This window comes from Ruegeria sp. BC2 (assembly GCF_056539245.1).
This window is the reverse complement of record NZ_JBQFUQ010000001.1, coordinates 1,856,746-1,882,486: the sequence shown is the minus strand read 5'-3', so window position 1 is coordinate 1,882,486 and position 25,741 is coordinate 1,856,746. Positions and strand designations below refer to the sequence as shown.

The following is a 25,741-nucleotide window of genomic DNA, read 5'->3' as shown; positions in this document are numbered from 1 at the left end:
ATGGTTCACAACGTCATCACCGACGTCACCCAAAGAATAATCGAGCGCAGCGCCGATCCCCGCCGTACCTATCTGCAGCGGATGGAGCAGGCCCGGTCCGAAGGGCCGGCGCGCGCGCACTTGTCGTGCAGCGGACAGGCCCATGCCTATGCCGGGGCAGGGGCCGATCAGCAGACGATGGCCACGACCAGCGTGGGCAATCTGGGCATCGTCACCGCCTATAACGACATGCTGTCGGCGCATCAGCCGTTCGAGCGCTATCCCGAACTGATCCGCCGCGCGGCCCGTGCCGCGGGCGGCACCGCGCAGGTCGCGGGCGGGGTTCCGGCCATGTGCGACGGGGTCACGCAAGGCGAGGCCGGGATGGAGCTGTCGCTGTTCTCGCGCGACGTGATCGCGCTGGCAGCGGCGGTGGCGCTCAGCCACAATACCTTTGACGCGGCGGTGTTTTTGGGGGTCTGCGACAAGATCGTGCCGGGGCTGGTGATCGCGGCGCAGAGCTTTGGCCACCTGCCGGCGGTGTTCCTGCCCGCCGGCCCGATGACCAGCGGCCTGTCCAACGACGAAAAGGCCAAGGTGCGCCAGAAATTCGCCGCCGGCGAAGCCACGCGCGAAGAACTGATGGCCGCCGAGATGGCCGCCTATCATGGGCCGGGCACCTGCACCTTCTACGGCACCGCCAACACCAACCAGATGTTGATGGAGTTCATGGGCCTGCACCTGCCGGGCTCCAGCTTCGTCAACCCCAACACGCCGCTGCGCGATGCGTTGACCGAGGAGGGCGCCCGCCGTGCCCTGTCGCTCAGCGCGCTGGGTAACAATTACACGCCAGTGTGCCAGATCCTCGACGAACGCGCCTTCGTGAACGGTATCGTGGGGCTGATGGCCACGGGCGGGTCGACCAACCTGCTGATCCACCTGATCGCCATGGCCCGTGCCGGGGGCATTGTGCTGGACTGGCAGGATTTCTCGGATATCTCGGGCGTCGTGCCCCTGGTCGCGCGGGTCTATCCCAACGGTCTGGCCGACGTGAACCATTTCCATGCGGCGGGAGGACTGGGCTACACCATCGGCACGTTGCTGGATGAAGGCCTGCTGCATCCCGACACGCTGACCGTGGCGGGGCAGGGGCTGCATCATTACACGCAAGAACCCAAGCTGATCGATGGCGCGCTGATCTGGGAGGACGGCGCAGGCCACAGCCTGAACGAAAAGATTCTGCGCCCGGCCAATGACCCGTTCCAGCCCACCGGCGGCCTGTCGCGCCTGAGCGGAAATCTGGGCACCGGAGTGATGAAGGTCTCGGCCGTGGCCCCCGAACACCAGGTGGTCGAGGCCCCGGTTCGCGTCTTCCACGACCAGGACGAGGTCAAGGCCGCGTTCAAGGCGGGCGAGTTCACCGATGATGTCATCGTCGTGGTCCGCTTTCAGGGGCCCAAGGCCAATGGTATGCCCGAACTGCACTCGCTGACCCCGATCCTGTCGATCCTGCAGGGGCGCGGGCAGAAGGTGGCGCTGGTGACCGATGGCCGCATGTCTGGGGCCTCGGGCAAAGTGCCCGCGGCGATCCATGTCTGCCCCGAGGCGCTGGATGGTGGCCCGGTCGCCAAGCTGCGCGATGGCGACCTGCTGCGGGTCGATGCGGTGCGGGGCCAGCTTGAAATCCTGACCCCCGGCGTGCTGGAGCGCCCCGTCGCCACCGCCGATCTTTCGGCGCATCAATACGGGGTGGGCCGCGACCTGTTCACCACGTTCCGCAACGCCGTCGGCTCGGCCGATGCCGGTGCCAGCATTTTCGGAGCCTGAACCTATGTCCGCAAAAACCCAACGCACCCGCGAGATCTGCGCATTGGCGCCCATCGTCCCGGTTCTGGTCGTCGATGACTCCGCCCATGCCCGCCCGCTGGCCGAGGCTCTGGTGGCCGGTGGCCTGCCTGCGCTCGAAGTAACCTTGCGCACGCCCGCGGCGCTGGACGCGATCCGCGCCATGGTGCAGGTGCCCGGCGGGGTCGTGGGGGCCGGCACGCTGGTCACGCCCGACGATGTCCGCGCCGCAAAAGAGGCGGGCGCGCAGTTCGGCGTATCGCCCGGGGCCACCGATGCCCTGATCGCCGCCTGCGAGGCCGAGGGCCTGCCGCTGCTGCCCGGCGCGGCCACCGCGACCGAGGCGATGCGCCTGCTCGAGCAGGGCTATGACATGCTGAAGTTCTTCCCGGCCGAAGCCTCGGGCGGGGCGCCTGCGCTCAAGGCGATCGGCGCGCCGCTGCCGCAGATCACCTTCTGCCCGACGGGCGGCGTGTCGCCCGCCAACGCGCGCGACTACTTGTCCCTGCCCAACGTGATCTGCGCGGGCGGCAGTTGGGTCGCGCCGAAACAGATGGTGGCGCAGGGCGACTGGGCGGGGATCGAAGCCCTTGCGCGTGAGGCGGCCGCCCTGATGGATTGACCTTGCCGGGCCGGGCGCTAGGGTGGGCGCCATTGCAGGCAGGTTGATCCACATGACAGACAGTATTTCCTTCGCCCAAGGGCGAAATTATCTGGCCATTCCGGGCCCTTCCGTGATTCCGGACGCGGTGCTGCAGGCGATGCACCGCCCGTCGCCCAATATCTATGCCGGTGAACTGGTCGAGATGATGCCCGACCTGACGGCCGACCTGCGCCGCGTGGCCCGTACCCGGCACGAGGTGGCGATCTACATCGCCAACGGCCACGGCGCGTGGGAGGCGGCGCTGTCCAACGTTCTGGCGCCGGGGGAAACCGTGCTGGCTCCGGCTTCGGGGCGGTTCACCCATGGCTGGGCGGAAATGGCCGAGCGTCTGGGCGTCAAGGTCGAGTTGATCGATTTCGGCCCCTCCGACCCGTGGGATATGGACCGGATCGCGCAGGCCCTGCGGGCTGATGCCGACCACCGGATCAAGGCGGTTCTTGCGGTGCACGTGGACACGTCCAGCTCGATCCGCAACGACATTCCGGCGCTGCGGGCATTGCTGGACGATCTGAACCACCCGGCATTGCTGATGGCGGATTGCATCGCCTCGCTGGGCTGCGATCGGTTCGAGATGGATGACTGGGGCGTCGATGTCATGGTCACCGCCTGCCAAAAGGGGCTGATGACCCCGGCGGGCATGTCCTTCGTGTTCTTCAACGACCGGGCCAAGGCCAAACGGGCCGCGATGCCGCGCGTTTCGGGCTATTGGGACTGGCAGCCGCGATCAGAGCCCGACTGGTTCTATCAATATTTCGGCGGCACCGCGCCGACGCACCACCTGTACGGCCTGCGCGCCGCCCTTGATCTGATCCATGCCGAGGGGATTGAGCAGGTCTGGGCCCGCCATGCGCAGCTGGCACAGGCCGTCTGGGCCGCCTGCGAGGTCTGGGCCGAGGGAGGGGCGCTGCACCTGAACGTCGGCGATCGCGCGCATCGCAGCCATGCCGTCACCGCCCTGCGCCTGACCGAGGGTCGCGGCACGCCCCTGCGCAGCTATACCGAGCGGCACCTGGGCCTGACCCTTGGCATCGGGCTGGGCATGGCGGACGAGGACTCGTGTTTCCGGCTGGGCCACATGGGCCATCTGAACGGGCACATGGTCATGGGCTTGTTGGGCGGCATCGAAACCGCAATGGCCGCGCTGGGGATCCCGCGCGGGTCCGGCGCGCTCGAGGCTGCGGCGGCGGTTCTGGCGGGCTAGGCGCTGCGTGCCGCCGTCAGCGCCTGCGGTAGGGCTGCGGCAAAGGCGTCCAGATCGGCCTCGGTGCCGCAACTGACACGGATGCAGCGGTTCTGCGGGGCTGCAAATGGCATCCGCACGAAGATCCCCTGCGCCACCAGCGCATCCAGCACCGCCTTGGCAAATGCTCCGTCGCGCCCACAGTCGATTGCCACGAAATTGGTGGCCGAGGGCAGCGGGCTCAGCCCGTTGTCACGCGCAATCGCGACGATCCGGTCGCGGGCCGAGGCGATCTGTGTCTGAACCTGCGTCAGCCAGTCCTGATCGTGCAGGGCGGCCAGCGCCCCGGCCTGCGCCATGCGGTTCATGCCGAAATGGTTGCGCACCTTGTTGAAGGCCGAGATCAACCCGGGCGCTCCGATCGCATAGCCGACCCGTGCGCCGGCCATGCCGTAGACCTTGGAAAAGGTGCGCATCCGGATCACGCGCGGATCATCCGCCGCGACCGGCGCGGCGGTGCCGACGGGCGCGCATTCCACGTAAGCCTCGTCCAAAACCAGCAGACAGCCGTCCGGCAGGGCGTCCAGCGCCGCGGCGATGTCCGCGCCGCGATGCCAACTGCCCATCGGGTTGTCCGGGTTGGCCAGATAGACCAGCTTGGCCTCGACCTCGGCCGCCTTGGCGAACAGGGCGGCCGGGTCCTCGTGATCGTTGGCATAAGGCACCTTGTGGATCGCCCCGCCATAGCCCGCGACGTGGTAGTTGAAGGTGGGATAGGCCCCGTCCGAGGTCACGACCGCATCGCCGGGACCGACCATCAGGCGCACCAGATAGCCCAGCAGCCCGTCGATGCCTTCGCCGACCACGATGTTGTCGGGGCTGATTCCGTGATGATCGGCCAGCGCATGGCGCAGATCGTGATTCTCGGGGTCGCCATACATCCAGATGCCCTCAGCGGCCTGCCGCATCGCCTCGATCGCGCGGGGCGAGGGGCCGAACACGCTCTCGTTTGCGCCCAGCCGGGCCACGAAGGGCGCGCCGCGCTGACGCTCCTGCGTCTCGGGGCCGACGAAGGGCACGGTTGCGGGCAGGGATTGTGCAAGCGGGGTGTATCTGGGTCCGGTCATGGGCGCAGATAATCCCAAGGGCATGGCCGGGGCAAGCCTTGCATCGGGCCGGGGCGTCCGCGCCGATCTGCCCTCACGTCGGGCTGGCGTCGGCTGCGGGTTTCGGGGCATGGTTTGCCCGGAACACCAAACCCGGAGGCCCAGATGGCGCGCGTATCAGTCGAATACAGGAACCACATCGCCCATGTCACCCTGACCCGCGGCGACAAGATGAACGCGCTGGATGATGCGATGGTCAAGGCGATCCTGGCAGCGGGGCAAGAGGTCGCCGCCTCGGACGCCCGTGCCGTGGTGCTGTCGGGCGAGGGCAAAAGCTTCTGCGCGGGGCTCGACATGGCCAGTTTTGCGGCCATGGCGCACAAGGACCCGACCGAGTGGCTGATGACCCGCAGCCATGACGACGCCAACGAGATGCAGGAACTGGCGCTGATCTGGCGCCGCGTGCCGGTGCCGGTGATCTGCGCCATTCAGGGCGTGGCCTATGGCGGTGGTCTGCAGATCGCGCTGGGCGCCGATATCCGGATCGCCCATCCCGACGCCAAGCTGGCCGTGATGGAGATGAAATGGGGCATCATCCCCGACATGGGCGGCATGGTCCTGTTGCCGAAACTGGTACGGTCCGACGTGCTGCGCATGCTGACCTATACCGCGCGGCCCATCGGTGCCGCCCAGGCCGCCGATTGGGGGTTGGTCACCAGCCTGTCGGATGATCCGCTGACCGAAGCCATCGCACTGGCCGAGGATATTGCGGGCAAGAGCCCCTCGGCCATCCGCGCCGCGAAACGTCTGATTGAGGTGGCCGAATCCAAGTCGCGCGCCGAGGTTCTGTTGGCAGAGTCCGCCGAACAGGTCGAGCTGATCGGCAAACCCGACCAGATGGAAGTGGTGATGGCCCAGATGCAGGGCCGCAAGCCCGAGTTCAAGTAAACCTCGCGGGCAGCGGCCAGATCGATTTCAGCCCCGCAGGCGCGTCGTCACCCCATAGGCGATGCCGCCGGCCAGCAGGCCCCAGACCGCCGCGCCCAGGCCGAACACGGTGATGCCCGAGGCGGTGATGGCAAAGGTCAGGATCGCGGCTTCGCGCTCGGCCGGAACCTCGAGCGCGGCGAAGGTGGCATTGGCCATGACCCCGATCAGCGCCACACCGGTCAACGTGCCCATCAGCATCGGATCGGCATGGGCGGCAAACCCGGTTATGGCCACGGCGAACACGCCGAACAGGCAATAGAACACCCCGGCCATGACCGCAGACCAATAGCGCTGATCTCGGTCGGGGTGGCTGTCCTCGTTCGAGCACATGGCGGCGGTGATGGCCGCAAGGCAGGTCGCCGGCGCGCCGAAGGGGGCCGACAGGATGCTGGCCCCGCCCACGGCCGAGAACAGTCGCCCCGCGACCGGGGCATAGCCAAAGCTGCGCATGACCGCGATGCCGGGGATGTTCTGCGTGGCCATCGTGACCACGAACAGCGGCACCCCGATGCCGATCATCGACGGCACCGAAAAGGTGGGAGTGGTCCAGACCGGCGCGGCCAGCAGGTGGTCGGGGCGGACCGACGGGCCGTCAGAGAACAGAACGACGACCAGCGCGGCGGCCAGCACGGCGGCGGGGACGGCCAGCAGTCTGTGTACACGTCCGGCGATGAACCAGGTCAGGATCACCGGCAGGGCCTGCCAGGGGATCTCGACCGCGGCCTGAAACGGGATGATGCACAGCGGCAGCAGCACTCCGCCCAGCATCGCCTGTGCCAGCGTGGTGGGAATCGCCGCCGCCAACCGCCCCAGCGGGCGCCACATACCGGCCAGCACGGTCAGCGCACCCGCAAACAGGAACGCGCCGATGGCACCCGAGAATCCCGCAGCCGGCGCGGCCGAAACCGCCAGCAGCGCCGCACCGGGCGTGGACCAGGCCACGCTGATCGGTTGGCGGTACCACAGGCTGAGCACGATCGCCGCCAGCCCCATTGCAAGGGCGGCCATCATCAGCCCCGACGCCGCCTGAGGCCCCGAGGCGCCCATGGCGTCCAGCCCCTGCAGGACAATCGGAAACGAGCTGAAAAAGCCGACTACGGCCACGACCAGCCCGGTTGAAACGGTCTGCATCGGCGGAAAGGGTCTGGACATGGGGGCCTCGGTGGATTGGTCCCGAGATTGCTAGCAACCGTTTGGCCCGGTGAACAGGGCCGGGTGCAAAAAACCCCGCCGGGCGTGCGCGGCGGGGTTTCGTCAAGCGTGTGCGAGGGGCTGATGGATCAGGCGATCTCGGCCAGTCGGGCCAACGCCTCGTTGATGCGAGCCTCTTCCTCTTCGCGGGCGGCCAGGTTGGCCTTGGCCTCTTCGACCACCTCTTCCGGGGCCGAGGCCACGAATTTAGGGTTGTTGAGACGCCCGCGCAGACCGCCCAGTTCCTTGGCCAGTTTGCCCTTGGCTTTTTCCAGCCGTTCCTTTTCGGCGCCGATGTCGATGATGTCGGCCAGCGGCAGACCAAAGGACGCGCCGGGCGCGGCGATCGAGATCGTGCCCTTGGGCAGCGTATCGGCCTTGGTCAGGCTGTCGATCCGAGCCAGCCGTTTGATCAGCGCCTCGTTCCGGTCCCAGGCGGCCTGGCCGTGGGCGTCGATCTCGGTCACCAGCATCGGCACGTACAGGCCCGCCGGGACGCGCATCTGGGCGCGGGCCGAGCGGGTGTTCTCGATCACCGAGATCACCCAGTTCATCTCGCGATCCGCGTCGGCGTCGACCAGATCGTCGGCGGCATAGCTGGGCCAGTCGGCATGCACCAGCATCTTGGCACGGGTGCCGGTCAGGCCCCACAGCTCTTCGGTGATGAAGGGCATGATCGGGTGCAGCAGGATCAGGCATTGGTCCAGAACCCAGCGCATGGTGGCGCGGGTCTCGGCCTGGGCCTCGGCATCGTCGCCCTGCAGCAGCGGTTTGGACAATTCCACGTACCAGTCACAGACCTTTCCCCAGACAAAGGCATAAAGCGCATTGGCCGCGTCATTGAAGCGATAGCTCTCCAGCGCCGAGTCGACCTCTTCGCGCACGCGGGCGGTTTCGCCGATGATCCAGCGGTTCACGGCGGCCTTGGGCTGCAACTCGACCACGTCCAGTTGCGGCACGGCGTCGGTAAAGACCTCGTTCATCTCGGCAAAGCGGACGGCGTTCCACAGCTTGGTGCCAAAGTTGCGATAGCCGGTGATGCGCTCGCGCGACAGTTTCAGCACGCCGCCGATGGCCGCCATCGACGCGTTGGTAAAGCGCAGCGCGTCGGCGCCGAACTCGTCCACGATTTCCAGCGGGTCGATGACGTTGCCGGTGGTCTTGGACATCTTCTTGCCCTTCTCGTCGCGGACGAGCTGGTGCAGATAGACGGTGTGGAACGGGATTTCGTTCACCACGGCCAGCTGCATCATCATCATCCGCGCGACCCAGAAGAACAGGATGTCGAACCCGGTGATCAGGACATCGGTGGGGAAGTAGCGCTGCAACTCCTCGGTCTGTTCGGGCCAGCCCAGCGTGCCGATGGGCCACAGGCCGGACGAGAACCAGGTGTCCAGCACATCCGGGTCGCGCCAGACTGGATAGACCAGCTTGGTCGGGTCGCGGTCGATGGCGTATTGTGCCAGGCTTTCGGCGAACCGGTGGATCGCCTCGTGCTTGTCGACCACCTCGATTACCGTGGCGTGGCTGAGCGGGCTGGGAATGTCGGCATTGTCATCCAGGAACTTCCCGGTGACGTCCGCGAAGCTGGCGGCGCACTCCATGACCGCGCCCCGGTGCAGCATGCCGCCTTCGTTCAGCAGCCGGCCCAGTTCGACCAGGTCCAGCTCGCCGTCGTCTTCGTCATCCTTGAAATCCTCGGCGGACAGGTCCAGCCCGTACCAGACCGGAATCTGATGCCCCCACCACAGCTGGCGGCTGATGCACCATGGTTCGATGTTCTCGAGCCAGTGGTAATAGGTCTTTTCACCCGATTCCGGGATGATCTTGACCCGGCCATCGCGCACCGCGTCCAGCGCGGGGCCCACGATCTTTGAGGTTTCGACGAACCACTGGTCGGTCAGCATCGGCTCGATCACCACCTTCGAGCGGTCGCCGAAGGGCTGCATGATCGGTTTGCTTTCGACCAGCGGCACCAGCGCGTCTGCACCCTCGGCATCGGGTTTCAGCGCGGTCGATCCCAGGCGCGGATCATCCGCACGGGTCATCACGGCCAGACCTTCGGCGGTGATCTCTTCGACCAGCTTGGCGCGCGCCTCGAACCGGTCCAGGCCGCGCAGATGGTCGGGCACCAGGTTGATCGCGTCGATCTCGTTCTCGGTGAAGTCGCGCCCGCGGGCATATTCCTGGGCCTTGGCGGCTTCGTCTGCGTAGGGCGCGCCGTCGGCCCGCATGTGGCCGCGCGTGTCCATCAGGCGGTACATCGGGATCTTGCCGCGCTTGGCCACTTGGTAATCGTTGAAGTCATGCGCGCCGGTGATCTTCACCGCGCCCGAGCCGAAATTCGGGTCGGGGTATTCGTCGGTGATGATCGGGATCTGGCGGCGATGCTCTTTCGGGCCCACCGGGATTTCGCACAGCTTGCCGACGATGGGCGCATAGCGTTCGTCCGACGGGTGCACCGCAACCGCGCCGTCGCCCAGCATGGTCTCGGGTCGGGTCGTGGCGATCGAGATGTAGTCGCGCTCTTCCTCGAGGATGACGTTTCCGTCCTCGTCCTTTTCGACGTAAGTATAGGTCTCACCCCCGGCCAGCGGGTACTTGAAGTGCCACATATGGCCGGCGACCTCGATATTCTCGACCTCGAGGTCCGAGATCGCGGTCTCGAAATGCGGGTCCCAGTTGACCAGCCGCTTGCCGCGGTAGATCAGCCCCTTGTCGTACATGTCGACAAAGACCTTGATGACCGCGTCATGGAAGTTGGGGCTGTTTTCGTGGCCCGTGCGCGGGTCGCCGGCCGCACCGGCCATGGTGAAGGCGTTGCGCGACCAGTCGCACGAAGAGCCGAGGCGTTTCAGCTGCTCGATGATGGTGCCGCCGTATTCGCCCTTCCACTCCCAGACCTTCTCGAGAAACTTCTCACGGCCCAGTTCGTTCCGGCTGGGTTGTTGCGTGGCGGCGAGCATCTTCTCGACCTGCATCTGCGTGGCGATGCCGGCATGGTCCTGCCCAGGCTGCCACAACGTGTCGAACCCGCGCATCCGGTGCCAGCGCGTCAGGATGTCCTGCAGGGTGTTGTTGAACGCATGGCCTACATGCAGCGCGCCGGTAACGTTCGGCGGCGGGATCATGATGCAAAAGCTCTCGTCGCGCGACTTGTTCGCGCCTGCCTTGAAGGCTCCGGCCTCTTCCCAGGCCTTGTAGATCCGGGCCTCGGCCTCGGCCGCGTTGAATGTCTTGTCCATCGCCATCGGGTGCGTCCTGCGTCATCGATCTTGGGTCAGCGCCTGCAATAGCGAATGGTGGAGGGAAGGGAAAGGGCCAAGCACCTCGCGCACTGGACATCCGCCGCATCAAGGCTAGGGTCGCGGTCTGAGGCAGTGAAAGGGGCGCGTCATGGAAAAGTTCGGCAAGAGCCAACCGGTCACCCGGACCGAGGATCAGCGGTTCCTGACCGGGCAGGGGCGCTACATGGACGATACGGTGCCACCCGGCGCGCTGCACGCGGTGTTCTTTCGCAGCCCGGTGGCGCATTGCGACATCACCGGGCTGGACCTCGACGCCGCCCGCGCCGAGCCCGGCGTGCGGCTGGTGCTGACCATCGATGACTTGATCGCCGCCGGAAACGACCCGGTGCTGAGCGCCACGATCCTTGTCAACCGCGACGGCAGCCGTGCCGCCAATCCCCCGCGCCACATGCTGGCCCGCGACCGGGTGCGCTTCGTCGGCGAGCCGGTGGCGATGGTCGTGGCTGATACGCCCGCACAGGCCCGCGACGCCGCCGAGCTGATCTGGATGGATACCGCCGACCGCCCCGCCAAGCTGGACCTTGCGCCGGGCGGTGAGCCGCTGCACCCCGAGGCCCCCGACAACCGCGCCTTTGACTGGGCGGTGGGCGACGAGGCCGCGACCCAGGCCGCCTTTGACGCCGCCGCCCATGTCGTGTCGCTGCAGGTGGCCGACAACCGGGTGATCGTGAACTCGATCGAGCCGCGCGGCTGCAATGCGGTCTGGTCCGACGGGCGGCTGCATTTCAGCTATGGCGGGCAGGGTGTCTGGGGGATGAAGGCGCAGCTGGCCGACAAGCTGCGGCTGGACCCTCAGGCGGTCCATGTCACCACGCCAGACGTCGGCGGCGGGTTCGGCATGAAGGCGATGCCGTATCCCGAGTATTTCTCGGTCGCGGTGGCGGCGATGCAACTGGGCCAGCCCGTGCACTGGATGTCGGACCGGACCGAGGCGATGTTGTCCGACCACCACGGGCGCGACCTGACCTCGCTGGCCGAGCTGGCCTTTGACGAGGATCTTCGCATCACCGCCTACCGGGTCCACAGCCGCTGCAACCTGGGCGCCTACAACAGCCATTTCGGTCAGGCGATCCAGACCAACCTGTTCAAATGCGTGCTGCCCGGCGTCTATGACGTGCAGAAAACCTATCTGCGGGTCGAGGGGTTTTATACCAACACCACTCAGGTCGATGCCTATCGCGGTGCCGGCCGACCCGAGGCGATCTATGTGCTGGAGCGCGCGATGGACCGCGCCGCGCGGGAACTGGGCGTCGACCCGTGGGAACTGCGCCGCCGTAACTTCATCCGGCCCGAGGCTTTTCCCTATGTCTCGGCCACCGGTGAAACCTATGATGTGGGCGATTTCGGATTGGTTCTGTCCCGCGCCGCCGAACAGACCGCCGGTTTCGCTGCGCGCAAGGCCGCCGACGCCGAACGTGGTCTGATCCGGGGGCAGGGGCTTTGTTACTATATCGAAAGCATTCTGGGTGACCCTTCCGAAGGCGCAAAAGTCGAATTTTGTCAGGACGGAACAGTGAACCTTTATGTCGGGACGCAATCGAACGGGCAGGGCCATGAGACGGTCTATGCCCAGTTCCTGTCGGATCAGACGGGGATTCCGGCCGACCGGATCCGGGTCGTGCAAGGTGACAGCGACCGCATGGCGCAGGGCGGCGGCACCGGCGGGTCGCGCTCGGTCACGGTGCAAAGCGCGGCGACGCTGGTCACGATTGACCAGATGATCGCCGCATTCACGCCCTATCTGGCGGATAAAATGGGGGTCGAGGAAAGTGATGTGACCTTCGACCATGAAACCTTTCGCGCGCCGGGGTCGAACCTGACGCCGACGCTGATCGAAGCGGCCGAGATGGCCTGCGCTGACGGCCGCACCGACCTGCTGCAGCACGAGGCCCGCACGCGGCTCGAGGCGCGCAGCTATCCTAACGGCGCCCATGTTGCCGAGATCGTGATCGACCCGGAAACCGGCACGACGACGGTCGACCGCTATACGGTCGTCGATGATTTCGGCAATCTCATCAACCCCATGCTGGCCGAAGGGCAGGTGCACGGAGGGGTGGCCCAGGGCATCGGCCAGGCGCTGTGCGAGCACGTGGTGCATGATGGTGAGGGGCAACTGCTCACGGCAACGTTCATGGATTACGCCTTGCCGCGCGCCGCTGACATACCCATGATTAGGTTTACCTCGGCGCCGGTTCCGTCGACCGCCAACCCCATGGGAATGAAAGGATGCGGCGAGGCAGGCACCGTTGGCGCATTGGCCGCGGTTGCAAATGCGGTGCAGGATGCGCTCTGGGATCATGGGGTGCGGCAGGTGGACATGCCGTTCACTCCGGTCAAGGTTTGGGAATTGTTGTCGAATGGTACTGTCGCGGTTCGGTAAGAAGATACTTGGATGGCTCGGCCGCCCTCTGCGGTCCGAGCATTCTGCCGAAACGCGCCACCGCGAACCCATCAGTCATGTCATCATCCTGGACGGAACGATGTCGACCTTGGAGCCCGGCTTCGAGACCCATGCCGGCCAGACCTTTCGGCTGTGCTGTGAAATGGGCAATCAGGTCTCGGTCTTCTATGAAGCGGGCGTGCAATGGGAGAGCTGGAAATCCACGCTGGACGTGATGATGGGGCGGGGGATCAACCGCCAGATCCGCAGGGCCTACGGCTATCTTGCCTCTCGGTACAAGCCCGGCGATCGGATCTACTTCATCGGCTATTCCCGCGGCGCCTATGGTGTGCGCAGCCTTGCCGGCGTCATCGATATGATCGGGCTGCTGCGGGCCGAGCATGCGACCGAGCGCAACATCAAGCAGGCCTACCGGCATTATGAGTGCAACCCGGGCGGGCAGGCCGCACAGGACTTTCGCCGGAATTTCTGCCACGACGGCGTCGAAATTGAGATGATCGGCGTCTGGGACACGGTCAAGGCATTGGGACTGCGCCTGCCGCTGTTGTGGCGCATGGCCGAAGAGCGGCATTCATTTCACAACCACCACCTCGGGCCGTCCACCCGGCACGGGTATCATGCGCTGGCGCTGGATGAAACGCGAGAGGTCTTCACGCCGATCCTTTGGTCGACCGCACCGGATTTCCGAGGCCATTGCGAACAGGTTTGGTTCCGCGGCACGCATGGTGACGTCGGGGGGCAACTCAGCGGGTTCGAGCCCGCGCGACCGCTGGCCAACATTTCGCTGGTGTGGATGCTCGACAAGGCCGAGTTGCATGGTCTGCCGCTGCCTGAAGACTGGCGCAACCGCTTTCCCACTGATCCCCATGCACCGTCGGTCGGGACGTGGCGGGGGTGGGGCAAGATCTTCCTGCTGCGCAAGCATCGCACCGTAGGTCAGGACCCGTCCGAACGCCTGCATGTCTCGGTTTCGCCCGACGAACTGCCCAAATGGGTGCACCTGCCGGCAGGGCCACATTCGCACCCGGCGCAGTAGCGGTCAGTCAAACATCGCCGGGCTGGGTGACTTGCCGTTCGCTTGAAACGCATCGTGGATGTCTTTTTCCAGATTGCGTGTCAGGGACAGGTCCGGCAACGCATCCGGGGCGAAAAACGCCGCTTCGCTGGTTTCGGGGCCCGGTATCGGGGTGGCGGCATCGAAAGGGCTGCATAGGAAGAACAGTTTGTAGAAATCCCGTGGATCTGCCGGGTAGGGATGCCGTGCCTTGTGGCGTACGGAATAGAGTGTCTGCGCCGCGACACGCAGACCGGCTTCCTCCAAGACTTCGCGTTCGATGTTCTCCGACGGAGAGCTGCCGATATCGGCAAAACCGCCAGGCATCGCCCACAACCCGTCGCTGCGTTCCCGTACCAGCAGGATACCGCCGTTGTGAATTACGGCGGCGCGGATGTCGATGCTGGGTGTCGCGTATCCGCCCGCGTGGGCAGGCATCACCATTTCGATCTGTGACAAAGGCACCCGACCCAGATCGGCCAACATCGCGCGGGCCATTCCGGCGATCTCGTCATAACGTTCGCGGTCGAACGGATCGGTGGTGAAATGCTGGCCGGTTTCGGCCAGCGCCAAAAGCCGTTTGGCCCGGGCCAGCCAGGTATCCTCCATCGCTGTCGGATCCTGGCGCATGGGCCTCAGCGACGCCGGTCGCGGCGCGAGCTCATGGGTTGGAAGGCGACGCCCACATGCGCCTCGCAATAAGGTTTGCCCGGCTCGGCCGGCAGACCGCAAAACCAGAAATCATCCGTGGCCGGATCGCCCACGGGCCATTTGCAGGTCTTTTCGGTCAGTTCCATCAGGGTCAGCTTCTTGGCCTTCTTCTCGACCTCGTTGACCTTGGCCAGTGCCTCGGGGCTGATTTCATTGGCCGAAGGCTGCGGCGGCAGCGGCTGGCCGGCCGGAATGATCTGGCGGCGCGGCGGCGTGGCCGGCTTTGCCTCGGCGGCCGGCGCGGCTGCTGCAGGGCGGGCCGGTTCGGTCTTGGGGGTGGGTTTGGGCTTGGCCTCGGCCTTGGGTGCGGGGGCCGGTTTTTCCTTGGGCTCGGCCTTGGCCGGTGCGGCGCCGGTGGTCCGGTTCGACAGGCCCAGGCGATGGACCTTGCCGATCACCGCGTTGCGGGTGACCCCGCCCAGTTCCTTGGCGATCTGGCTGGCCGACTGGCCTTCGCCCCACATTTTCTTGAGCAGTTCAACGCGCTCGTCTGTCCAGGACATGGGTAGCCTTTCAAAAGCGGGAAAGCGGCCTCGGTCGCGGGCCGCCTTCGGAATTCGTCTCAGCGCCCTATTCTAATCACTGCGGGCCGAGTTACAAGCGGTCATCGAATCAGATTGGGGGCAGGAATGCAGAATCTCGCGGATCAGGACATGCGCCGTTTCGGAGCGGTCAACTGGATGGGGTTGTGGACACTGGCCCAGCGCGAAACCCTGCGCTTCCTGGCGGTCTGGACGCAGACCCTGCTGGCGCCTCTGGTCACAGCGGGCCTGTTCCTGCTGATCTTCAACATCGCCGTCGGCCCAGGGCGACCGGATGTGATGGGCGTGCCGTTCCTGACATTCCTGGCGCCCGGGATCATGATGATGACGGTGATTCAGAACGCCTTTGCCAACACTTCGTCCTCGATGGTGATCTCGAAAGTGCAGGGCAACATCGTGGACACGCTGATGCCGCCGTTGTCCCCACTCGAGATCTTGCTGGGCTATCTGGCGGGCGGCATCGCACGGGGTGTGCTGATCGCGTTGATGCTGGCCGCTGCGCTGGCGCTTGGCTTGGGGCTGATGCCGCAGCATCCCGTGCTGGCCTTGGTTTTTGTCATTCTTGGGGGTGCGTTCATGGGCGCGCTGGGCCTGCTGGCAGGGGTTTTTGCCAACAAGTTCGATCAGATGGCCGCAATCACCAACTTCATCGTTACCCCGCTGGCGTTTCTGTCCGGCACCTTCTACTCGGTCGACGCGTTGCCGCCGTTGCTGAACAGGATCAGTCACGTGAACCCCGTTTTCTACCTGATCGACGGATTGCGATACGGCATGATCGGCGTGTCGGACAGCAACCCGATGTTGGGGATGGCCGTCTGTTTGCTGTCGACCCTGCTGATCTGCGCCGTCATCTGGCAAATGCTGCGGACCGGTTACCGTTTGAAGGCCTAGGCAGCTTCGGACAACGAACCGGGCTGTAGCGGCACGCGGGGGCGTCCCAGCCGCGGATGCAGTCGCGCGGCCACGGACCAGGCGCCCAGCAGTGCAAACCCACCTGCCGCAAAAACACCAGCCACCGGTGTCGCCAGCAACACCAAGGCGGCAACGCCCGGTGTCAGAATTCCCGAAACGTCGCGATAGCTGGAATAGATTGCGGACATCTCTGTCCGCTCGGACGGCTTCACCGCCATCAGGAATGGTAGACCGGCACAAATGTCCAGCACGATCAACCAGATTGACCCCATGACCAGAGCGACGACCGATGCCACCGGCCAGCCCGAGAGAAATGCAGCCAACAGAAAACATGTGACGCACGCGGCAAAGCCCGTTCGCACGGCGCTGCGCAGAGACCGGTTCTGGACCCAGCGCAGAATCAGGGGGGCAGAAAACAGCATGGCGTTCGTGGCTGACAAAAGCGTGCCGCCCAATTGCTCACCCAACCCGTTTTCGATGGCGAAAATCGGAAGGTAGACCACATAGATCCACCAGCCACAGGACCGGATCATGGCAAACAGATACCCGGCCACCAGCCGTGGTTGGGCAAAGAACCGTGGTAGAAAAGACAGCGGATTTTTCGTTGCCCTCCTGGCCTTGGTAATCAGTTTGCCGTTGCCCAAACGCGTGGCCCAGAACATGATCAGCATCCCGGTGGCGGCGGCCGCGCTGATGATGAAAGGGGCAGGGGCCCATACTTCCATCAACTTCACACCTGCCATCGGCCCCGCTGTCCAACCCAGCGCGCTGTAGAACATCCGGCTTGTTTCGCAGCGGCCGAGCTCGATCTTGCTGATGTAGTCCAAAACGTAGGCGTTGAAGCAGATGAAAGTAACCACCGCGGCCACGGTGTTCAGCGCAAGTGCCCCGATCACGGCCCCGGGGCTGCCATCGATGGCCAGCAGAGCGCCGGTGATGAACATAACGCAGCCGGCTGTGTAGGCCCATCGTCGCGGGACATAGCGGATCAGGAACGGCACCATCAGTCCAGCCAATAACGAAACGAGGCCGACCAGAAAGTAAACGAGCGAGACGGACCCGGCGTCGCCCATGGCCCGGTACATCACCAAGGGGAATACGGAAATCAGGATGCCGCGAACCACGGCCTCGAACCCGGCAAGTATGCCGAACTTGCGAACGGAGGGCGCGGGCGCATGACGGACCCATTCCGGGATTCGGCGTTCGTGCATCGGGCAATCTCTCTAACCAACCGCATTCAGGGTGCGTCATGCGGTGTCGGTTTCATGAGAGTTTGCGACATCGGGGTCGCCTGCGGACAAGGCCGTAGAAAAAATCCTAGCGGCGTCTGGCTCGGGCCTCGCGCCAGACAAGGATCAGCGCTCCGGTCAGAATGACCCCTGAGCCCAGCAGACTGACCCAATCCGGAACGACCCGGAACACCCCATAGTCATAAAGCGCTGCGAATATCAGCGTTGCATAGCTGATTGGCGCTACGAACGAGGCATCTGCCCGGGCCATTCCATTGACGAAGCAGGCCTGCGCGCAAGCCATCAGAAAACCAATGCCGGCCAAAGCCGCCCACTGAGCGGGCGATGGTGGCTGCCAGACGGTTGCGACCGCGATGCTGGCAATCGTCAAGCCCATGGCATTGTTGATGAGCAGGATCTGGATGGGGCTCTCGCGGCCAGACAGCTTTTTGATGAAGATCAGTTCCATCCCGATCACTGCCGCCGCCGCTAAGGCCAGCAGAGCCGCGGGTTGAAAGCTGTCGGGGGTCGGGCGCAGCAGGATGATGGCCCCCGTCAAAGCCACCGCCGCCGCCAACCAGCGCCAAGGCCCTACGGTCTCTTTCAGCAGAGGAATGGCCAGAACCATCGCGAAAACAGGGTTCAGAAACGATATCGCCGTGGCATCGGCTATGGGGATATAGGCGACCGACGCGAACATCAGAGTAATGCCAGACCACCCGAAACTGGTGCGTCCGACATGCAGGCCCCAGTGGGGACGCCGTAGTTGGGGACGCAGAACGCCAACCGCTGCCACGATGACCACAAATGCGAACAGGAACCGGCCATGGCTGATCTGCATCGGGTGCAGGGGCGGGCCCAGTGTCTCGGTGCCCAGAGCTTTGGCCAGCAATGTCGTGCCCGCGATGAAAGCGCTGGCGCAGAAGATAAGTACGGCTGCCAGGGCAGGGTTGTGGGCTTGTGGTGAGAACATGGGCCATCGGTGCGCCAGCGTAAGAGAAATGACAAGCCCGAATTGCAAGGCGCCCGACCCGCGCCTGCAAAAAATCCATGGGCGGATACATTTTGCCTTTCCACACTGGGTTGGCCCCGCTATACGGGCACCCATGATCAAACTCGCGTATATCCTGCCGCTCCGACGCCGACGCATCATTGCGTAACCGGCCCGTTTGATCCTGCGCGCGCGAACCAAATCCGCGCATCTCTCACCAAATCTGTTGACGAACCCGGTCTCAGTGTTTCAGTCACTGGGTTCAAGTTTTCCAAAAAGGATGATCCGATGATCCCGTCCGTTCTGCCGACCTACAATCGTGCTCCGCTGACCTTCGTGAAGGGCGAAAGCGCCTGGCTGACCGAGGCGGACGGCCGACGTTTCCTTGATCTGGGCGCGGGGATCGCGGTGAATGCGCTGGGCCATGCCCACCCGGCACTGGTCAATGCCCTGACCGACCAGGCGCACGCGCTGTGGCACGTGTCGAACCTGTACCAGATCCCGCAGCAGCAGGCGCTGGCCGACAAGCTGGTGGATCTGACCTTTGCCGACACGGTGTTCTTCACCAATTCGGGCACCGAGTCCTGCGAACTGGCGGTCAAGATGGCCCGCAAGCATTTCTACGACAAGGGTCAGCCGGAAAAGGTCGAGATCATCACGTTCGAGGGGTCTTTCCACGGGCGCTCTTCGGCGGGCATTGCCGCTGCCGGGTCCGAGAAGATGACCAAGGGGTTCGGCCCGCTGCTGCCGGGGTTCGTGCATGTCGCCTTCGGCGATCTGGACGGCGTGACCAACGCGATCAGCGACAAGACCGCCGCGATCATGATCGAGCCGATCCAGGGCGAGGGCGGCATCCGCCCCGTGCCCGATGTCGAGCTCAAGGCCCTGCGCCAGATCTGCGACGACAACGGCCTGCTGCTGATCCTCGACGAGGTGCAATGCGGCGTCGGCCGTACCGGGAAACTCTTTGCCCATGAATGGGCGGGCATCACGCCCGACATCATGATGGTGGCCAAGGGCATCGGCGGGGGCTTTCCTCTGGGTGCGGTGCTGGCCACCGAAGCGGCCGCCAGCGGCATGACCGCGGGTACCCATGGGTCGACCTATGGCGGCAACCCTCTGGGCTGCGCGGTGGGCTGCGCGGTTCTGGACCATGTGGCGACCCCGGCCTTCCTGGACGGTGTCAACCGCAAGGCGGGGCTGCTGCGCCAAAAGCTCGAGGGCATCGTCGCCGATCACCCCGACGTGTTCGAGGAGGTCCGCGGATCCGGCCTGATGCTGGGCCTGAAATGCAAGGCGCCCAACACCGACGTGGTCGCGGCCGGCTATGACAACGAAGTCATCACCGTGCCTGCGGCCGACAACGTGATCCGCCTGCTGCCGCCGCTGACCCTGACCGAGGACGACATCGCCCAGGCCCAGATCCGCCTCGAGAAAACCGCCCGGCAGGTTCAAGGCCAACTCGCCTCGGCCTGACGCCCCCTATTCCCGAATGCGCCGGGGGCGGCGCCCCCGGCAACCGACAGTGAAAAAGCGAACCGACATGAACCATTTCCTTGATATCCACAAAACCGACGCCGCCGCGCTGCGGTCGATGATCGACCAGGCCGGCGCGATGAAGCAGGCCCGGTTGGGCCGCCCAAAGGCCGCACCCGACGATGAACAGCCGCTGGCCGGCCGCATGGTGGCGCTGATCTTCGAAAAACCCTCGACCCGGACCCGCGTGTCCTTCGATGTGGGCGTGCGCCAGATGGGGGGGCAGACCATGGTGCTGTCGGGCAAGGACATGCAGCTGGGCCATGGCGAAACCATCGCCGACACCGCCCGCGTGCTGTCGCGCTATGTCGACATGATCATGATCCGCACCTTTGACGAAACCATCCTGACCGAGATGGCCGAATACTCGGACGTGCCGGTGATCAACGGCCTGACCGACCGCACCCATCCCTGCCAGATCATGGCCGACGTGCTGACCTATGAAGAACACCGCGGCCCCATCGCCGGGAAAAAGGTGGTCTGGACGGGTGACGGCAACAATGTCTGCGCCTCGTTCCTGCACGCGGCGGGCCAGTTCGGTTTCGACCTGACCTTTACCGGCCCCGCCCAGTTCGACCCCGAGGAAGAATTCATGGGCTTTGCCCGCCAGAAGGGCTCGAAGATCGTGATCGAACGCGACCCGTACAAGGCCGTCGACGGCGCTGATCTTGTCGTGGCCGACACCTGGGTTTCGATGCACGACTCGCAATCGGCCAAGGAGCGCCGCCACAACCTGCTGCGGCCCTATCAGGTCAACGCGGAGCTCATGTCCCATGCCAAACCCGACGCCCTGTTCATGCACTGCCTGCCCGCCCACCGCGAGGAGGAAGCGACCTCCGAGGTGATGGATGGGTCGAACTCGGTGATCTTTGACGAGGCCGAAAACCGCCTGCATGCGCAGAAGGCGGTAATGCGCTGGTGTTTGGGGGTCTGAAGCCCCCTCAGTCATTCAATGGGAGCCGCTGGTTCTCTTTCAATCCCGGAGGCTCCCATGCCGCACGTCGTCTTGGAATTTTCAGCCGGACTTGAGCAATCGCATGATTTTCAAGCCATATGCGAAGAACTCTATACGGTCCTCGCCGCGCATCAGGAGTTTGACGCACCAACGCTGAAAATTCGCGCGATGCCGATCCCGTATTCCTTCATCGGGACCGAGCCGCAGACCTTCATCCATGCCTCACTGTTGCTGATGCAGGGACGGGATGAACGGACGCGAGCCGAGCTGAACGCGATCATTCTGGATGTTCTGGCCGCCGCGGCGCCGAAGGTCGGCAGCATTACCGTACGGGATGTAGAGATGAACCGCGCCACCTATGCCAAGCGCCTAGCGACCTGACGTGCGCCCGTCGCTTAACCCCGCGGTTTCACGTCCCAGACCTGCAATCTGATCAACGCCCCGACGCAGGCGAACAATACAAGTCCGCACAATGCGGCCTTGGTGACGGTTTCCATTGTGCCCTCGATCAGCAGGGCATGAACGACCGTGCCCAGAATGGTCACCAGCGCAAGACTGGCATGGGCCAACCGCCAAGGGCGGAACCGCCATCCCAGCCGGCTGCGCAGCGCGGCCAGCGCCGCGGCGGCGAACGCTGCCCACATGGCCGCCACGCCCCAGGCCGAGAACGAGGTAGGCGACCGGAACAGCATGGCATCCACCACGTCCGGGGGGCTGGTGATCCACAACCCGCCCACATGCAGGGCAATCATGGCGATCAGGGCGATGCCGACCCAGCGGTGCACCATTCGGCTGTTCATCGCGGTCAGCCCCGGCATCATGCGCGCAGCCAGCAGCGGCTGCACCAGAAGCAATCCCAAGCCGATGACTCCGGCAAAGCCCGCAGCGATATAGATCGAGCTGCGCCAGGCCAGATACGGGCTGAACCCCGCCACCACCACAGGCACCGCGATGGCCGCGATCAGCGCCAGCCAGACCGCAAGTACGCCCGGGCGCGGCACGTGGTTCAGACCGGTTGCAGAACGAAATGCGCGGCGAGAGTCTTGTCGCGCGCACTGGACATGATCGGGCGCAGGAAGACGGTCTCGAATTCGCCGCTGTCATAGGCCAGATGTCCATGCGGCTGACCAAAGGCCGGCACGATCTGCGGCATCTCCAGCCGGAATTCTCCGTTCGCATCGGTCAGGGTGGCACCGTGGCTCTGAGGGTCGCGCTCGTGGCCTTCTGTGGTATGCGCCCAGATCTGGATGCGCTGACCGGGCAGGGGCGCGCCGTCGCCGGCCCGCCGTACTGTGCCGGTCATCCAGAAACCGCCGCCGCCGATCCGGTCGACGACCGGCGCGCCCGGGCGATAATTGTTCGATCCACCCCGCATCGACGGGGTCGGCGCCAACCCACTGGCTCGCGCAGGCATGATGAGGCCGCTGCTGGCCGTGGCGACCAGAGCGGTGCCGGCCACCAGCATGGTTCTTCGGTTCAGTGAATCTCCGGGCATCGAAACCTCTCCTGTGCTGACCCGGCAGCTGTTCCAACCGCCACAGTGGAAGAATAGCACGATCATGACTCATTCCGAGCGTTCCGGGCAAAATCCGGCCGACCTGCAGACAAAAGCGCGTGGAATGGACCGAGACGGCAATAATCTTTGACGCCTGCGCCATTCGGGTGCGATCCTTTTCCTTGAGTCACCAAGGGGGAAGCCGATGACAGATGCCAACCTGCTGACCAAGGATGAAATCGATGCATTCCGCCGCGATGGCGCTGTGGTGCTGCGCCAGAAATTCAGCGCGGACTGGCTGGAGTTGCTGCGCGCGGGCATCGATGCCGATCTGCAGACCCCGACCGAGAACTTCACCCGCCACACCAAGGACCCGGCCGCGCCCGCCTATCTCGAGGATTACTGGGCCTGGAGCAAGATCCCCCAGTTCGAGGAATTCGTCCGCAACTCGCCCTGTGCGTCAATCGCGTCCGAGTTGCTGGGCGCCGTGCCGATCAATCTGGTGATGGACAACTGGTTCCTGCGCGAGGCCGGATCGACCTCGCGCCCGCCATTCCATCAGGACCTGTCCTATTTCGATTTCGAAGGCTCGATGTGCGTGCTGTGGCTGCCGCTTGAACCGGTCAGCAAGGACAACGGGATCGCCTTCGTGCGCGGCTCGCACCTGTGGGACAAGCTGTTCATGCGGGTGCGTTTCGCCGACGGGCACCCCAGCTATGAACCCACGCAGGTTGCAGGCCGCACCTATCACCCGCCACCGGACGTGAATGCCGATCCCGGCGCTTATGACCTGCTGCAATGGGACCTGGATCTGGGCGATTGTATCTATTTCGACATGCGCACGCTGCACGGGGGGCTGTCCTCGGTCACGCCCACTGAAACCGTGCGCCGCTTCACCCTGCGCATGACCGGGCCGGACGGGGTGATCCGTTATCGCGGCGATTGGGCCAAGGAGGAGCGGGCGCAGTTTGAGGCCGCCGGCTATGCCGAGGGCGACCGGATCGCCGGCCCGTTTTTTCCGCAACTCTGGCCCCGCGCACAGGACTGATCCGGGGCGCAGCTTGTCTGTGCGTAGATGCACTTTGTCCGCTGGTATTTTGCGCTAGATTGGCAAGGGTGAACATCCCGCCGCACCGGATTGGAGACCGACATGAGCTGGAACCCCACCCACAGCCCCGAATGCGTCAGCGAAGGTTCGGCGCTGGAGACCCTGATCATCCCGCGCGCCCGCGATCTGGGCGGGTTCGAGGTGCGCCGCGCGCTGCCCTCGGTCAAGCGTCAGTTGGTGGGGCCCTTTATCTTCTTCGATCAGATGGGACCGGCCGAGTTCATCACCGATGGCGGCATCGACGTACGCCCGCATCCGCATATCGGGCTGGGCACGGTCACCTACCTGTACCAGGGCGAGTTTGAACATCGCGACAGCCTTGGCACCCATCAGATGATCTATCCCGGCGAGGTCAACTGGATGGTCGCGGGCCGCGGCGTTACCCACTCCGAACGCACCAGCGCCGAAACCCGCGCCAAGCGGCACAGCCTGTTCGGCATCCAGACCTGGATCGCGCTGCCCGAAGCGCACGAAGACATGGCCCCCGATTTCGAACATCACAAGCAGGGCGCGTTGCCGCATATCCAGGATGCCGGTGTCAGCGCCCGGCTGATCCTCGGCTCGGCCTATGGGGAAACCAGCCCGGTCACGATGCTGTCGGAAACCTTCTATCTGGACGTGCAACTGGACCCCGGCGCCGCCTTCCCGCTGCCCGACGATCATGAGGATCGGGGCGTCTACGTCACCCAGGGCTCGGTCGAGATCGCGGGTGACCGGTTCGAGGAAGGCCGCATGATGGTCTTCCGCCCGGGTGACCGCCTGTCGGTGACTGCCGGGCCGGCGGGGGCGCGGCTGATGCTGCTGGGCGGGGCCACGATGAATGAGGATCGGTATATCTGGTGGAACTTCGTCTCGTCTTCGAAGGACAAGATCGAAACGGCGATCCGCGAATGGAAATCCGCCGATTGGGCCAACGGTGCCTTCCACCTGCCGCCAGGGGACGAAGACGAGTTCATTCCGATCACCCCGGAACTGGAACGCACCAAACCCCGGCGCGCGCGCTGAACGTCACGTCAGCGCCCGTCCGGCTTGCCCGCCCGCGCGATCCCGGCGATCCTTGGCGGCAAACGGGAAGGGGACGGCATGAAACTGGTGATCGCGGGCGCGGGCAGCATCGGATGCTATTGCGGGGGGCTGTTGGCCGATGCCGGGCATGACGTTACGCTGCTGGGCCGGGCGCGGGTGCTGGATCCGATCCGGCAGAATGGGCTGACCGCGACCGACTATTCGGGCCTGCGCAAAACGATCCCCGCCGACCGTCTGACCCTGTCCGATGACCCTGCCTGCCTGTCCGACGCCGATCTGGTTCTGGTCACGGTAAAAACCGGCGCCACCGCCGAGATGGCCCGCCTGATCGCCGCGCACGCCCCGGCCGCGGCCCTGGTCATTTCGTGGCAGAACGGGATGGAAAACGCCCGCACCCTACGCACCGCGCTGCCCGGGCGGGACGTGCGCGCCGGGATGGTGCCGTTCAACGTGGTGCCTGCCGGTCCGGCCACCTGGCATCGCGCGACATCCGGCGACATCGTGATCCAGTCCGGCCCCGGCGCGCTGGCCCGCCGCCTGTCCTCGCCCGATCTGCCCGTCACCGAAACCGACGAGATCGAGGCGGTGCAATGGGGCAAGCTGGTCATCAACCTCAATAATGCGCTGAACGCGCTGTCGGGCCTGACCCTGCGCGAACAGCTATTGAACCGCGACTGGCGCCGTCTGATGGCCGATCAGATGGCGGAGGCGCTGGCGGTTCTGGCCGCCTCCGGGCGCCCCGTGGCCTCGACCACGCCGCTGCCGGCCTGGATGACGCCGCATGTCCTGCGCCTGCCCACGCCGCTGTTTTCGCGCATCGCGGCGCGGATGCTGACGATCGACCCCGCCGCGCGCACCTCGATGGCCTATGATCTGGATGCCGGTCGTCCGACCGAAATCGACAGCCTGCAGGGCGAGATCATTCGCCTGGGCCGCGAAACCGGCACGCCGACCCCGATCTGCGACCGGGTGGCAGCGCTGATCACGCAGGGCGAGACCGGTCCGCTGACCCCGGATCAGATCCGGGCAGGGCGGAGCAGTGCCGGCGGTTAGATCCGCAACAGCAGCTTTTTCAGCTCTGGTTCATGGACCCGTTCGGACGCCTCTTGCGGCGAGACCCACTCGCGGGAGCGTTCGTGCATTTCGGGAAATTCATCGGCCAGTTCGGTGATCCGCAGCCGATAGACCGTGGTGCAAACCGGATCGATCGCGCCGCTTTTTCGGACCTTGCCGTAGCAGTAGCTGCCGACCGGCTCTGGATCGACCTCGGCGTTGCGCACGCCGGCCTCTTCCCAAGCCTCCTGTGCTGCCGCCTCGGCCCCGTTCAGCCCGTCAATCGGCCAGCCTTTGGGGATGATCCACCGCCCGGTGTCGAGGCTGGTAACCAGCAGCACCTGCGTATCGGGGCCATCGCCACGGGTACACAACGCCGCGAACTGCACGAGGCGCGGACGCTGAAACAGGGGTTTCAAGACCCCCTCCCAGAATTTGTGCAGCCATGTCATTGCGGGTGCCTGC

The 25,741-nt window shown here is 65.1% G+C and carries 23 protein-coding genes; 13 read left to right on the top strand and 10 right to left on the bottom strand.

Annotated features, from left to right (window positions below):
- From edd to ACR0CU_RS09345, 3 genes are read left to right on the top strand one after another with little or no spacing between them, the layout of a single operon-like run.
- Positions 1–1,806: a phosphogluconate dehydratase gene (edd, locus tag ACR0CU_RS09355; protein ID WP_170358238.1), complete on the top strand. Its 1,806-nt coding sequence runs from the start codon at positions 1–3 to the stop codon at positions 1,804–1,806.
- A gap of 4 nt (positions 1,807–1,810) precedes the next feature.
- Positions 1,811–2,446 (top strand): bifunctional 4-hydroxy-2-oxoglutarate aldolase/2-dehydro-3-deoxy-phosphogluconate aldolase, encoded by a 636-nt coding sequence (eda, locus tag ACR0CU_RS09350; protein ID WP_170446886.1) that lies wholly within the window; start codon positions 1,811–1,813, stop codon positions 2,444–2,446.
- A 52-nt stretch (positions 2,447–2,498) separates the two neighbouring features.
- On the top strand, positions 2,499–3,689 hold the full coding sequence (locus ACR0CU_RS09345) for a pyridoxal-phosphate-dependent aminotransferase family protein (protein WP_170446885.1): 1,191 nt from the start codon (positions 2,499–2,501) through the stop codon (positions 3,687–3,689).
- On the opposite strand, the gene ACR0CU_RS09340 is transcribed toward ACR0CU_RS09345, so the two are convergent.
- Complete coding sequence (locus tag ACR0CU_RS09340; RefSeq protein ID WP_170446883.1) at positions 3,686–4,795, bottom strand: pyridoxal phosphate-dependent aminotransferase; 1,110 nt, start codon at positions 4,793–4,795, stop codon at positions 3,686–3,688. The two genes, ACR0CU_RS09345 and ACR0CU_RS09340, sit on opposite strands and share 4 nt — an antisense overlap.
- 144 nt (positions 4,796–4,939) lie before the next feature.
- Between ACR0CU_RS09340 and ACR0CU_RS09335 the strand changes: the two genes are divergently transcribed.
- The gene (locus tag ACR0CU_RS09335) at positions 4,940–5,722 is read left to right on the top strand and encodes a crotonase/enoyl-CoA hydratase family protein (RefSeq protein ID WP_170446881.1); all 783 of its coding nucleotides are present in this window, start codon (positions 4,940–4,942) and stop codon (positions 5,720–5,722) included.
- A 27-nt stretch (positions 5,723–5,749) separates the two neighbouring features.
- Here ACR0CU_RS09335 and ACR0CU_RS09330 read toward each other — a convergent pair whose 3' ends face one another.
- Both ACR0CU_RS09330 and ACR0CU_RS09325 read right to left on the bottom strand, forming a co-directional pair.
- Positions 5,750–6,916 carry a benzoate/H(+) symporter BenE family transporter gene (locus ACR0CU_RS09330; protein WP_254437562.1) on the bottom strand — a complete coding sequence of 389 codons (1,167 nt, stop codon included), beginning with the start codon at positions 6,914–6,916 and terminating at the stop codon, positions 5,750–5,752.
- Positions 6,917–7,044: 128 nt separating this feature from the next.
- On the bottom strand, positions 7,045–10,206 hold the full coding sequence (locus tag ACR0CU_RS09325) for a valine--tRNA ligase (protein WP_480642889.1): 3,162 nt from the start codon (positions 10,204–10,206) through the stop codon (positions 7,045–7,047).
- A 145-nt stretch (positions 10,207–10,351) separates the two neighbouring features.
- On the opposite strand from ACR0CU_RS09325, the gene ACR0CU_RS09320 reads away from it, so the two are divergent.
- Positions 10,352–12,643: a xanthine dehydrogenase family protein molybdopterin-binding subunit gene (locus ACR0CU_RS09320; RefSeq protein WP_480642888.1), complete on the top strand. Its 2,292-nt coding sequence runs from the start codon at positions 10,352–10,354 to the stop codon at positions 12,641–12,643.
- Positions 12,621–13,700, top strand: a complete 1,080-nt coding sequence (locus ACR0CU_RS09315) for a DUF2235 domain-containing protein (protein WP_170401827.1) — start codon at positions 12,621–12,623, stop codon at positions 13,698–13,700. The genes ACR0CU_RS09320 and ACR0CU_RS09315 overlap by 23 nt, the downstream gene beginning before the upstream one ends.
- Before the next feature lie 3 nt (positions 13,701–13,703).
- Here the strand turns inward: ACR0CU_RS09315 and ACR0CU_RS09310 are convergent, their stop codons facing one another.
- Both ACR0CU_RS09310 and ACR0CU_RS09305 read right to left on the bottom strand, forming a co-directional pair.
- Complete coding sequence (locus tag ACR0CU_RS09310) at positions 13,704–14,348, bottom strand: NUDIX hydrolase (protein WP_217353384.1); 645 nt, start codon at positions 14,346–14,348, stop codon at positions 13,704–13,706.
- A gap of 5 nt (positions 14,349–14,353) precedes the next feature.
- Entirely contained in the window at positions 14,354–14,932 is a 579-nt protein-coding gene (locus ACR0CU_RS09305; protein ID WP_170446875.1) for a GcrA family cell cycle regulator, read from the bottom strand.
- 126 nt (positions 14,933–15,058) lie between these two features.
- On the opposite strand from ACR0CU_RS09305, the gene ACR0CU_RS09300 reads away from it, so the two are divergent.
- Positions 15,059–15,862, top strand: a complete 804-nt coding sequence (locus ACR0CU_RS09300) for an ABC transporter permease (protein ID WP_170337564.1) — start codon at positions 15,059–15,061, stop codon at positions 15,860–15,862.
- On the opposite strand, the gene ACR0CU_RS09295 is transcribed toward ACR0CU_RS09300, so the two are convergent.
- Together ACR0CU_RS09295 and ACR0CU_RS09290 are read right to left on the bottom strand one after the other, a co-directional pair.
- Positions 15,859–17,094: an MFS transporter gene (locus tag ACR0CU_RS09295; RefSeq protein WP_170446873.1), complete on the bottom strand. Its 1,236-nt coding sequence runs from the start codon at positions 17,092–17,094 to the stop codon at positions 15,859–15,861. The two genes, ACR0CU_RS09300 and ACR0CU_RS09295, sit on opposite strands and share 4 nt — an antisense overlap.
- A 106-nt stretch (positions 17,095–17,200) precedes the next feature.
- The gene (locus ACR0CU_RS09290) at positions 17,201–18,085 is read right to left on the bottom strand and encodes a DMT family transporter (protein ID WP_170446872.1); all 885 of its coding nucleotides are present in this window, start codon (positions 18,083–18,085) and stop codon (positions 17,201–17,203) included.
- 306 nt (positions 18,086–18,391) lie between these two features.
- Here ACR0CU_RS09290 and ACR0CU_RS09285 point away from each other — a divergent pair, with 306 nt between their 5' ends.
- From ACR0CU_RS09285 to ACR0CU_RS09275, 3 genes are all read left to right on the top strand, one after another.
- Positions 18,392–19,579 (top strand): acetylornithine transaminase, encoded by a 1,188-nt coding sequence (locus tag ACR0CU_RS09285; protein ID WP_480642885.1) that lies wholly within the window; start codon positions 18,392–18,394, stop codon positions 19,577–19,579.
- A gap of 67 nt (positions 19,580–19,646) precedes the next feature.
- The gene (argF, locus tag ACR0CU_RS09280; protein ID WP_170446868.1) at positions 19,647–20,573 is read left to right on the top strand and encodes an ornithine carbamoyltransferase; all 927 of its coding nucleotides are present in this window, start codon (positions 19,647–19,649) and stop codon (positions 20,571–20,573) included.
- 57 nt (positions 20,574–20,630) lie between these two features.
- Complete coding sequence (locus ACR0CU_RS09275; RefSeq protein ID WP_170358265.1) at positions 20,631–20,975, top strand: 5-carboxymethyl-2-hydroxymuconate Delta-isomerase; 345 nt, start codon at positions 20,631–20,633, stop codon at positions 20,973–20,975.
- Between the two features lie 14 nt (positions 20,976–20,989).
- Here ACR0CU_RS09275 and ACR0CU_RS09270 read toward each other — a convergent pair whose 3' ends face one another.
- Positions 20,990–21,595, bottom strand: coding sequence for a ferric reductase-like transmembrane domain-containing protein (locus tag ACR0CU_RS09270; protein WP_170446866.1), 606 nt, complete (start codon positions 21,593–21,595; stop codon positions 20,990–20,992).
- A 5-nt stretch (positions 21,596–21,600) separates the two neighbouring features.
- Entirely contained in the window at positions 21,601–22,089 is a 489-nt protein-coding gene (locus ACR0CU_RS09265) for a twin-arginine translocation pathway signal (RefSeq protein ID WP_480642882.1), read from the bottom strand.
- A gap of 205 nt (positions 22,090–22,294) precedes the next feature.
- Between ACR0CU_RS09265 and ACR0CU_RS09260 the strand changes: the two genes are divergently transcribed.
- The 3 genes from ACR0CU_RS09260 to ACR0CU_RS09250 all read left to right on the top strand — a co-directional run bounded on the left by ACR0CU_RS09260 (position 22,295) and on the right by ACR0CU_RS09250 (position 25,276).
- Complete coding sequence (locus tag ACR0CU_RS09260; protein WP_170446862.1) at positions 22,295–23,137, top strand: phytanoyl-CoA dioxygenase family protein; 843 nt, start codon at positions 22,295–22,297, stop codon at positions 23,135–23,137.
- Positions 23,138–23,239: 102 nt separating this feature from the next.
- Complete coding sequence (locus ACR0CU_RS09255; protein WP_170390614.1) at positions 23,240–24,202, top strand: pirin family protein; 963 nt, start codon at positions 23,240–23,242, stop codon at positions 24,200–24,202.
- 78 nt (positions 24,203–24,280) lie between these two features.
- Entirely contained in the window at positions 24,281–25,276 is a 996-nt protein-coding gene (locus ACR0CU_RS09250; protein WP_170446860.1) for a 2-dehydropantoate 2-reductase, read from the top strand.
- On the opposite strand, the gene ACR0CU_RS09245 is transcribed toward ACR0CU_RS09250, so the two are convergent.
- Positions 25,273–25,728: an NUDIX hydrolase gene (locus ACR0CU_RS09245; RefSeq protein ID WP_170446859.1), complete on the bottom strand. Its 456-nt coding sequence runs from the start codon at positions 25,726–25,728 to the stop codon at positions 25,273–25,275. The genes ACR0CU_RS09250 and ACR0CU_RS09245 overlap by 4 nt on opposite strands.
- Positions 25,729–25,741 lie beyond the last annotated feature (13 nt).